Below are 9,336 nucleotides of genomic sequence, written 5' to 3'. Positions count from 1 at the left end.
CCGATTATGGTAACTTTCATCCGGGCGGTCTCCTCTGAATGGTCTTCCGACCTCATCATGGCACATTGATGTCGCATGGAGGCCGTCCACCCCATCTGGATCTGCGGCGACGCCACCGAAAGGGCAATACGGTCGATATAATTGACGAAAACCCCGAGGGCGAGCAGACAGCCAATACGCCACCTGAACCCCGGCACCGGACGGGACTGGTCCATGACGACCTTCTTTCATTACGCGAAACCCTGCGGCAGGCGCGGGATTCACAGATATCCATTCGCCGTCCAGCCACCGTACACCGACAGGACATGACCCGTGACATGGGCGCTGCGCGGTTCGCACAGATACAGCACCGCATCCGCGATCTCGCTCGCCTTGCCAAGGCGATGCTGCGGGGTGCGCCGTTCCAGCGCGGCCATGTCCAGTCGCCCCGATGCCGCAAGTTCACGCGTCAGGGCGCTGTCCACATATCCTGGCGCCACGCAGTTGACGCGGATGCCATAATCCGCCCATTCAAGGGCAAGGCATTTCGTCATCATCGCGATCGCGGCCTTGGTCGTACAGTACGAAAGACGCTGCGGCGCGGCGACAAGGGAATAGATCGAGCCGATATTGACGATGGTGCCCCTGCCCGCGCCACTCATGCGGCGCGCGGCCTCCCGGCTGCAGAAAAACGGGCCGTTGAGGTTGATGCCCACGACACGCAGCCAGCTTTCATCCGTCAGGTCAAGTGTCGGGCCGTTCCCGCTGATGCCTGCATTGTTGACCAGAATGTCGGGGGCTTTCCCTTCCTCATCAAACTGGCGGAACAGGCTGCGCACGGCGTCCGGGTCGGCCACGGACGCGACGTAGGGACTGGCCTGTCCCCCGGCCTCGCCAATGGCGGCGCATGTCGCCTGCGCCGCTTTTTCCGCGACATCATTGACCAGGACAACGGCCCCTGCCCCCGCAAGGGCGATGGCGGTTTCACGGCCAATGCCCGATCCCGCGCCCGTGACAAGCGCCGTGCTGCCGGAAAGTGATTTCATGGATTTTCTCCGCTGAACGGTATTCTTATTTTATGACAACCGGATTCACTGGCGCGCCGGAGCCCCCGACAACCTTCAGCGTGGCGGCGGTGTACAGGAACGACCACTGCCCATCGGCAGCACAGTCCTCCGCCAGCGCATCAAGGGCGATGATCTCGGTAAAGGTGATGCCGAGATTGCGCATCAGCGCACAATGCAGCGGCAGGACAACCCCGCTTTCAGGATCAACGGTCACCTCGTTGGCGATCGTGTCCGTCACAAGGTTGGGAATTTCCTTTTCATGGAACCAGTGGACCAGTTCCGGGCTGTAGGTCAGGCCGGGTTCCAGAAAGTCCTTGTAGAATTCTTCCTTGGGCGTGCGATAGAATTTCCCAATCCAGCCTGTGCGGATCACCAGCACGTCATGGGGCATGATCTCGACGCCCTGCTGTGCCGCCGCCGCCTCAAGGTCCTCATGCGTGAAGGTCTCGCCCCGGTCCAGACAGTCCTTGCCCCGGAAACGCGCCATGTCGATCAGTACACCGCGCCCGACCACGCCACGTTCCGCGATGGGCAGCACGCTGGCCTTGCTCATCGCGCCCACCGTCGTCGTCGCGGGATAGCCGTTGTAGAGGGTATTGTCGTACCAGACATGTCCCAGCGCATCGTACTGGCTGGATCCCTGCAGGTACATCACCACCATGTCATCGGCCCATTCGCCCCCACCCGACAGGGGTTCGGCCTTGCCACACATGAAATGGGCGCGATCCATGACATTGACCCGGTGCGCCGTCGCACGTCCGGGCCAGATCGGGTCCCCTTCCGGCGCTGCAATACGAATCCCCAGGGTAAATACTTTTCCCTGCCTTACGGAGGCAACACCGCGCAGGACTTCCTGCGCGGTCAGGAAATTGAGGGAACCGACCTCGTCATCCTTGCCCCACCGCCCCCAGTTCTTGGGCAACTGCTCCAGCAGGCGGCCAAGGTCGGGCATGTAGCACCGTAATTTGCTGTCAGCCATTATCCTGTCTCCCGCGCCCTTCTTCCGGGGCGTCATCTGAAGAAAATGTTTTCAGGTCAGCAATCTTATGGGTTGTTCAACGATAGTCCTGAATGTGCCCAGCCATTGCGCGGCCAGCGCACCATCGACAACGCGGTGATCGACGCAAAGGGTGCAGGTCATGAGTGAGGCAATCGCAAACTGCTCCTCCCTGACCACCGGCCTGCGACTGATGGCCCCGATCCCAAGTATCGCGGCATGCGGCGGGTTGATGATGGGGGTGACCGTATCAACACCAAACATCCCGACATTGGAAATCGTGAAGCAGCCACCCTGCATTTCATCCACGCGCAGTTTTCCCGCACGCGCGCGTTCAATCAGGGATCGGACCTCCCTGCTGGTGGTGGCAAGCGACTTGCGCCCCGCATCACGCACGACAGGCACCAGCAACCCGTCGGGCACCGAGACCGCGACGGCAATATCGACCTGCTGCGGGAATATCAGCGCCTCCTCCGAATACATGACATTCATCGACGGCACCGCGACAAACGCCACACTGGCGGCACGGATCAGCATGTCATTGACCGACAGGCAAAACGTATCCGGGGCATCCGGTGCTGGCGCAACGCGGTTGAGTTCATCACGCAGCGTCAGGAGGGCATCGACCTGCACATCGACGGAGACATAGAAATGCGGGATCGTCTGCTTGGCTTTCGTCAGGCGTTCCGCAATGACCCGCCGCATGCCCGACATGGCGACATGATCGCCTTTATCCTCCGGTTTTTCCGTTTCCCGCGCAACCGTTTTACCAGACATCAGGCGATCGATGTCGCGGCGTAAAATCCTGCCCTGTGGCCCGCTGCCATCAACCTGTTTCAGGTCCACGTCATGCAGGCGTGCAAGGCGACGTGCGACAGGGGAGGCAAAAATACGGGTCCGTGTTTCCCCATCCGGTACAACAGGGATGCTGGTCTTCTCCTCCCTGACCTGTAATGAAACCTCCGCCATTGCCTTTTGGGCCGGGTGCGGTACGGTTCCGACATCCATGCCGGATATGTCGGGCAGTTTCTCATCCGACCCGACGACGATACCGACCACCTGATCGGCGCAGACGCCCTGTGTACCATCCGGGACAAGGATACGCCCCAGGATACCGTCCGCTGGCGCTTCGATTTCTATCGTGGCCTTATCCGCCTCCATCTCCGCAAGGATGTCGCCAGCGGAGATCGCATCCCCTTCGGCCCTGAGCCAGCGGGCCAGTGTGACCGTCCCCGAGGATGCGGACAGGTCCGGCATGAAAATATTGACAGCCATGAAGGTCTACCTCGCTGACAGGCGTCACCCGGCCATATAGAGGCCGCCATTGACATGAATGACCTCCCCGTTGACAAAACTCGCATCATTACTGCACAGGAACGCCACGACGGATGCCACTTCGCCGGGCTGGCCAAAACGGCGGGCCGGTGTCTGGGCCTTGAGCATCTCGCCTTTCTGGCCGCGAAGGTCGCGTGTCATCGCGGTCTCGATAATCCCGGGCGACACCGCATTCGCACGCGTGCGCCCGGCAAGTTCCATGGCAAGCGAACGCGTCAGGCTGAGAACCGCGCCCTTGGAGGCAGAATAATGGGCATGGTTCTGGCTGCCACGATGGGCGGCGACGGATGTCAGGGTCACGATCGCGCTGTCATCGCGCAAGGCGGGCATGGCCGCCCTGCACAGGTAAAAAACGCTGTCCAGGTTAATGGCAATGACCCTGCGCCAGTCGGCGGCATCCATCCGCACGACCGGACATTCCGGATAAATGCCCGCACACGGCACCACGAAATCAATGCCGCCAAAATGACGGACCGCAAGATCGACGATGTCCTGCGCATCATCTTCGCGGCCCGCGTCATAACGTGCCGCAACGACACGCTCCGCCTTCGGGTCCATCTGGCGCGCCATTTCCGTGACGGCGCCCTCATCAAGGTCCGCCAGAAGCAGGCGGGCCCCACGCGCGAAAAAAAGCGCGGCAATTTCGCGGCCAATGCCCCCCGCCGCCCCGGTCAGGAGCAGGGCACGACCTGTAAATTCCTGCATTGCAGTCTCCATAGATAAACGGGACCGGTGACAGAAGACCTCTCAGGGAATGGCCCCTAGGCCAGTTCAAGCAGTTCCCCGAGGGCCGCACTGATTTCCTCCCGTCCGGCACATGCCGCGCGTTCCAGAACTTTCGAGATGCTGGGGGAGGCTTCGCCTCCCGTCACCCGCATGATCGGGCCATCCAGCCAGTCGAACAGGCGTCGCTGGATCTCGTCCGCCAGCCACCCGCCATAGGACGTTCCACGCGCGCCCTGTTCCACCAGAAGCACACGGTTTGTCCTGCGGATACTTTCTCCTATCGTGTCCCAGTCAAGACTGGCGCGATCCAGCCAGCGCAGATCAATGACGTCCACATCCGCATCAAGTTCATCAACAATATCGAGAACAGGCTGCACCATCGCAAGATAGGTAATGACCGTCACTTTACTTCCTGACCTGCGCAATGCGGCGGAACCCGGCGGGATAATGCCATCGAGGTCAACGGGAGCCGGAAGCATCTGCTGGTACAGGTCCACATGTTCGATCACCAGCACCGGGTCATTGATGGCAAGGGCCGCATTCATCAACCCGACATAATCGGCAGGACACGACGGCGCCACGATGCGCCAACCCGGCGCCGTTGCGAAAATCCCCGCCGGGTCCATGGAATGTTGTGACCCGTATCCCGTTCCCATCGCAACCTTGGTGCGCAGGACAAGGGGAACATCAATCGCGCCGCCAAACATGTGCCGCGCCTTGCCCACCTGATTGAACACCTGGTCCGCCGCCACCCACATGAAATCGGGATACATGAACTCCACCACCGGCCTGAAACGCCCATCCATGGCAAGGCCGCCGGCAAGGCCCATGAACGCATTCTCGCTGATTGGCGTCCCGAACACGCGCCCCGGAAAATTGGCGGCCAGATCACGCGTGGCGCCATTTGTCCCGCCCTTGAGGCGATGGACATCTTCGCCCAGCACGACAATGCGGGGATCCTGTTCCATCCGCCGGTTCATGACATCGGCGACAACATCGACAAATTTTCGTTTTGTGCTTTCTCCCGTCGTTCCCTGCGAAAGGCGCGGCAGGGCACTGATCTCGTCAAGGTCGCTGCGGATCCCCACATCCCGGAAGGAGGCTGCCGGCCACAGTTCCGAACGGACGGCGCGGCGGTTGCCCTCCATGACCGTCAGTTCGGCGGAGATTTCCTCCATGACCGCGCGGCATCGTTCGCGCAGGTCGGAGATATCCTTTGCCGTCAGCAGGTCGCGCCGGATCATTTCCCGACCGACCTGCTCTATCGGGTCACGCTCGCGCCACGCGGCCTCCTCCCCCTTGTCACGATAGCCAAAGGCGCTGCCGGGAAGTTTCCCGTTCTGATGGAAATAACGATAGACCGTGGCTTCGATAACCGCCGGCCCCTGTCCCGCGCGACAGACCGACAGCGCCTGCTGCATCGCCATGTATGTGGCGACAGGGTCCATGCCATCGACCCGCCATGACGGAATGCCAAAGGCCAGTCCCCGCGATGACAGGCGCGGTTCGGCCGTGGCCTCGTCAACATGGGTGGAGACGGCATAGAGATTGTTTTCGATAAAGAACACCAGCGGAAGTTTCCATGCCGCCGCAAGGTTCATGGTTTCAAGGACGGAACCGATATTGACGGCCCCGTCCCCGAAATAGGTCACCGAAACATTGTCCGTGCCCGCCATGCGATCCGCCCATGCGGCCCCGGCTGCAAGCGGGACGCCCCCACCCACGATCGCGTTGGTTCCCGTCACCCCGGCTTCGGCCCATCGCAGGTGCATCGACCCGCCACGCCCGAGGCAGAACCCGCTCCGAAGCCCCATGATTTCGGCCAGCGCGCCCTGCAGGGTTTCCCGGATGGCCCCGTCAAGGGGCGCATCGTGCACAAGGGGTTGCTGTTGCGCGACATAACCAAGCGCCTTGGCAAGGAACTGATGATGTCCCCGGTGGGATCCATTGACTTGATCGCCGGGCAACAGGGGAAGGATGCTTCCCACCGCGCCGCCTTCCTGCCCGATCGAGGAATGGGCCGGGCCATGGACCAGGCCATTTCCCGCAAGGTCAAGGACACTTTCTTCAAACGCCCGTATCAGGCTGAGCCGGACCAGCATTGTATCCAGAATGGCAGGATCCATCGCGTCCCAGTCATCCTGTGTCGCGCAAAGCTGCACCCATGATGCCTGGGGATCCAGAGGAATGGTACGCATCATGCCTGTTCCTTCATGACATCCCGACCGCGGGAGCGGTCAGGGCTATCCGCAACGGGTATCAGCTAATTGGATACATTTGTATGTATATCTCTGACATACATGTAAAAAATAGGTGATATTTTTACATTATGGATACATTTCGATATCCATTTCCTGCGGAACCGCTCTCCATGACCGTCCAGCCCCCAAGGCAGCCGGACAGGCCCGCCTTCTGCCGACGCCCCCGCAACAGCCGGCATCCATGCCCCGGACTGAAGGCAACCCTCACGCTGAAATCAGTTCTTCCCTGCAGGTCACCACGTCATAGTGCGCCTGGTGCATCCCGCTGTCGCCACCGATGCCCGATGGGCTGCAGCGACACATATTTTCCACGGGAGATGTCATGAACAGTCACCATGTCCTGATTGCCGGAGCCAGCGGTGTCGTCGGCCTTGCGGCGCTTGAGGCTTTCCTTGGGGCTGGCTGGGCGGTCACCACGCTTGGCCGTGCGCCAGCAGGACCGGGCAAGGCGCCCCATATCAGCGCCGACCTCCTCGACCCGGAGAGTCTGGCATCCCAAAGCGATGCGCTAAAGGGGATCACGCATCTCTTTTATGCGGCGCTCAGGCCCAATGCCGATCCGGGGATCGAAGCGGATGAAAACGCCGCCATGCTGGAAAACCTTGTCGCGGCCCTGCGCAGATCCGCGGCCCCTCTCGAACGGCTGATCTTCGTTCAGGGCGGCAAGGTTTATGGCGCGCATCTGGGCGTTTACAAGACCCCGGCGCGCGAGGACGACAGCCGTCATTTCCCGCCAAACCTCTATTTCCGGCATGAGGACTTCGCCCGTGCGCAGGAACGTGAGGGGCTGAAATGGACCGCCCTGCGGCCGGATATCGTCATTGGTCCTTCGCTGGGATCGGCGATGAACCTCGGCAACCTGATCGGGCTGTACGGCACCCTGTGCCGTGAAACGAATACGGCCATGCAGTTCCCGGGTCCGGAGGAAGCCTATCGCAACACGCTGGTCAACATTACCGGCACCGAAGTTCTGGGCGAAGCCGCGTTATGGGCGGCGGAAAACAACAGGGATGGCGCCTTCAACATCACCAATGGGGATGTGTTTCGCTGGTGCCACGTCTGGCCCAGGCTGGCGCAATGGTTCGGGCTGGATGTGGGGGAACCGCAACCGATCTCCCTTGCCGAACGGCTGCATGCGCTCCGGCCTGTCTGGGCACGGCTTGCGGCACGCGACGGACTGGCCGAAGCCGATCCGGACCGGATTGCGCCCGGCGCGTTCGGGGACTTCATCTTCCACGTCCGCAAGGATGCGATCTTTGACGTGACCAGGGCGCGGCAGGCGGGATTTCCCGGCATGACGCGCCGCTCTGATGACGTGCTGCTGGCCCATCTGGACAGCATGCGCGCACGCAGGCTGATCCCATAGACGCCGATACGCAACCGGGCCGGACCTTACCTCATTTCGCGGATCGTGCCCTGCGCACCATCAGCCCGACAATCATCATGAACGCCAGGAACATGAAGCTGCTGCTGACACTCAGGCTTGCGCTGATCGCCCCCTTGTAGGCCTGCGTCACCTGTGCATGCATGGCGGGGGACAGCGTCTGGATGGCCGCCATGCCCTTTTGCAGAAACGCTGATACATCAATCTTTTGCGGCAGGGCCTGAAGCCGGTTCTGCAACGTCAGCGCCATCACGCCGCCTGATAATGCCACACCGAGCGCACCGCCAAGCGAGCGGATGAAGGACATCATGGCCGTGGCGATACCCAGCGCGCCAGACGGCACGGCATTCTGGATCATGACGGTCGCATTGGGCATGCCGATCCCCATGCCAAGGCCCAGACACCCGAGGCTGAGCAGAAAGAAAAGGGCCGGCGCGCCATGATGGGCGCACACCGCGATCAGCGTCAGCGACGCAAATTCGATCCCCACGCCAATGGCCAGCAGTAGCGCATAACGCTGCGTGCGGGAGGAGACATAGCCCCCCAGCACCGAACTGACCATCATCGTGCCGACCTGCGGCAGCATCATCAGGCCGGAGGCCGCCGGTGTCTCGCCCAGCACGAGTTGATAATAGAGGGGCAGGAAAATCATCGACCCCATCATCGCGAACGACATTATGCCGGTTGCGGCGACACAGACGGAAAACTCCGCAATGCGCAGCAGGTGCAGATTGATGAGGGGTTCGGGTGCGCGCCGTTCCTGCAGGATGAACAGCATGAAAAGCGCCATGGTAACGCCCAGCAGAAGAAATGTGAGCGGCGATGTCCATGGCAGCGAGGTTCCCAGCGCATTGAACAGCAGCAGGAATCCCGCCGTCGCGACGCTCAGCAGTGCCGCGCCGGGATAATCGATCCGCGGCCTTGCCTCCGCGCGGCGAGCGGGCAGGCTGAACATGATCAGCGCCAGCGCCAGTAGCCCGACCGGAAGATTGACAAGGAACACCCACCGCCATGATAGCGCACTGGTCAGTACACCACCAAGGAACGGCCCCGTCACGCTGCTGACCGCGAACGCGCCGGTAAAAAGCCCCTGGTAACGGCCACGCTGCTGTGGTGTCACCATGTCACCGATCACCGTCTGCGACAGTGTCATCAGGCCGCCGGCCCCCACGCCCTGCAACCCGCGGAACAGGATCAGTTCCCACATGCCCTGCGCCATCCCGCACAGGAGCGAGGCGCACAGGAACGAACCGATACTGAACGCCAGCAGGGGACGCCGCCCGAACATGTCGGACAACCGACCATACAGGGGCGTCGCGATGGTGGAGGTCAGCATGAACGCCGTGACCACCCAGGACATGTGCGCCAGTCCGCCAAGGTCGCTGACGATGGTCGGCAGCGCGGTGGAAACGATGCTCTGGTCCAGCGCACCCATGACCATGGTCAGGATCAGGCCGATGAACACCATCAGCCGTGGCGCATTACGGGCGGCGGAAGCTGTTCCCGCCGTGGAAGAAAGCTGCACGAAGATTTCCCGTCATGACAAGACAGGCCGCACGATGCCCCATGACGGGTATCGGCGGCCCC

7 protein-coding genes and 1 pseudogene are annotated in these 9,336 nt (G+C 61.6%); 1 reads left to right on the top strand and 7 read right to left on the bottom strand.

The genetic code is table 11. The annotated features are described in order from the left end of the window. From CFR72_RS17785 to CFR72_RS06765, 6 genes and pseudogenes are all read right to left on the bottom strand, one after another. Positions 1-215: pseudogene (locus CFR72_RS17785) on the bottom strand (hypothetical protein); the annotation flags it as partial. A 45-nt stretch (positions 216-260) separates the two neighbouring features. Then, positions 261-1,025 carry an SDR family NAD(P)-dependent oxidoreductase gene (locus CFR72_RS06785; protein ID WP_110913232.1) on the bottom strand — a complete coding sequence of 255 codons (765 nt, stop codon included), beginning with the start codon at positions 1,023-1,025 and terminating at the stop codon, positions 261-263. Between the two features lie 25 nt (positions 1,026-1,050). Continuing rightward, a complete protein-coding gene (locus tag CFR72_RS06780; RefSeq protein WP_110913231.1) occupies positions 1,051-2,025 on the bottom strand; it encodes a cyclase family protein in 975 nt (324 codons plus the stop codon). A 51-nt stretch (positions 2,026-2,076) separates the two neighbouring features. Further along, a complete protein-coding gene (locus CFR72_RS06775) occupies positions 2,077-3,318 on the bottom strand; it encodes a dihydrolipoamide acetyltransferase family protein (protein WP_110913230.1) in 1,242 nt (413 codons plus the stop codon). A 24-nt stretch (positions 3,319-3,342) separates the two neighbouring features. Then, positions 3,343-4,083: an SDR family NAD(P)-dependent oxidoreductase gene (locus tag CFR72_RS06770; protein WP_110913229.1), complete on the bottom strand. Its 741-nt coding sequence runs from the start codon at positions 4,081-4,083 to the stop codon at positions 3,343-3,345. A gap of 56 nt (positions 4,084-4,139) precedes the next feature. Next, entirely contained in the window at positions 4,140-6,305 is a 2,166-nt protein-coding gene (locus CFR72_RS06765) for an alpha-ketoacid dehydrogenase subunit alpha/beta (RefSeq protein ID WP_110913228.1), read from the bottom strand. A 382-nt stretch (positions 6,306-6,687) separates the two neighbouring features. Between CFR72_RS06765 and CFR72_RS06760 the strand changes: the two genes are divergently transcribed. Then, positions 6,688-7,731, top strand: coding sequence for an SDR family oxidoreductase (locus tag CFR72_RS06760; protein WP_110913227.1), 1,044 nt, complete (start codon positions 6,688-6,690; stop codon positions 7,729-7,731). A gap of 31 nt (positions 7,732-7,762) precedes the next feature. Here CFR72_RS06760 and CFR72_RS06755 read toward each other — a convergent pair whose 3' ends face one another. Next, positions 7,763-9,274: an MDR family MFS transporter gene (locus CFR72_RS06755; RefSeq protein ID WP_408869959.1), complete on the bottom strand. Its 1,512-nt coding sequence runs from the start codon at positions 9,272-9,274 to the stop codon at positions 7,763-7,765. Positions 9,275-9,336 lie beyond the last annotated feature (62 nt).

Origin of the sequence: Gluconacetobacter entanii (assembly GCF_003206495.1) — a bacterium.
GTDB classification, from domain to species: domain Bacteria; phylum Pseudomonadota; class Alphaproteobacteria; order Acetobacterales; family Acetobacteraceae; genus Novacetimonas; species Novacetimonas entanii.
This window is presented reverse-complemented; position numbering and strand designations above follow the sequence as displayed.

Bases quoted from the DNA above. Each gene is read 5' to 3' on its own strand.
- CFR72_RS06775 (WP_110913230.1), bottom strand. From the start codon at position 3,318: ATGGCTGTCAATATTTTCATGCCGGACCTGTCCGCATCCTCGGGGACG.
- CFR72_RS06785 (WP_110913232.1), bottom strand. From the start codon at position 1,025: ATGAAATCACTTTCCGGCAGCACGGCGCTTGTCACGGGCGCGGGATCG.
- CFR72_RS06765 (WP_110913228.1), bottom strand. From the start codon at position 6,305: ATGATGCGTACCATTCCTCTGGATCCCCAGGCATCATGGGTGCAGCTT.
- CFR72_RS06780 (WP_110913231.1), bottom strand. From the start codon at position 2,025: ATGGCTGACAGCAAATTACGGTGCTACATGCCCGACCTTGGCCGCCTG.
- CFR72_RS06770 (WP_110913229.1), bottom strand. From the start codon at position 4,083: ATGCAGGAATTTACAGGTCGTGCCCTGCTCCTGACCGGGGCGGCGGGG.
- CFR72_RS06760 (WP_110913227.1), top strand. From the start codon at position 6,688: ATGAACAGTCACCATGTCCTGATTGCCGGAGCCAGCGGTGTCGTCGGC.